At 65.3% G+C, this 1,016-nt stretch carries 1 protein-coding gene; it reads right to left on the bottom strand.

Translation table 11 applies throughout. From position 1 onward, the window contains the following. Window positions 1–13: 13 nt before the first annotated feature. On the bottom strand, window positions 14–850 hold the full coding sequence (locus ACTOQ1_RS42840) for an HARBI1 family protein (RefSeq protein WP_440074349.1): 837 nt from the start codon (window positions 848–850) through the stop codon (window positions 14–16). Between the last annotated feature and the right edge of the window lie 166 nt (window positions 851–1,016).

Here is a 1,016-nt window from a genome sequence, read left to right on the forward strand (position 1 = left end):
CACTGACGTGATCTCAGCGAATAGCCGGTAGATAACTGTGCTCGAAATGGGTGAGGACAAGCGCCGCGCGAGCGATGGCGCCGATTCGGCTGGGACTGACGGTGATGTGCTGGAGGGTCCGCCAGCGGCCCTTGGGCAGGGCGAACCCGCGCTCGCCGATACAGCGCAAGGCGCGTAGAAGCCGGTTGTAGGTGCGGTTGTCCGGGCTGAGGATCTGGTTTCCTTCGGGCTGTCTGATCGGCGTGTGAATGCCGATTCCGGCGCCGTCGTAGCCGCTGTCGGCGAGGGTGGGCAGGCCGCGTGCGACTGCGGCGTACAACGCGCCCAGAACCTGTGCGCGGGCAGCGGTGAGATCGTGGACGGAGCCGGGTTCGACCTCGGCGATCCACAACGGCAGCCCACCGGGTGCCGACAGTGCTTGGAGGTTGCCGGCGTGCTGGTGGGCCTTTCCGGAGTACCAGGTGTCGATGGGTTCGCCCTTGACGCTGGTGGTCTGTTCGGCGCAGCGGTCGATGGGGATCAGCGTGCCGTCCAGGATCACATACGCCAGTCCCTCGGTGTGGGCGCGGTCGAGAGCTTCGTGTAGATCTGGCGCTTGAGCTGCGAGAATGTCGATGCCTTCGTGGAGGTAGCGGTAGGCAGTGGCTCGGGAGACGCGATGGTCGCGGCCGAGTTTGGGGATGTCGTGCTCGCCTCGGAACCAGCGCAGCACCAGGACCGCCTGCCGAAACGGGCTCAGGGCTCGGCTGCCGGTGGGGGTGCCGCGCAGCCGGCGTTCGTTGCGCAGGAGCCGGGCGAGGTGGTGAACGAGTGCGCGGGAGACATCGAGCGTGGCACGATGAGCAATCACGTGGAGCCTTCCGGAGGCTGAGATTTCTTGTGGTGAGAGCTCTTCTACCGGGGGCTCCACGTCTGTTTCCAGGCTTCGGCGACTCCTCCCGAAAAGCCCGGAACGCCACCGGCAGCATCCAAGAAATCCCAATCGTCCGAACTATTTCGCTGAGATCATCTCACTG

It is taken from the genome of Streptosporangium sp. OZ121 (genome assembly GCF_051918885.1).
Classification (GTDB): domain Bacteria; phylum Actinomycetota; class Actinomycetes; order Streptosporangiales; family Streptosporangiaceae; genus Streptosporangium.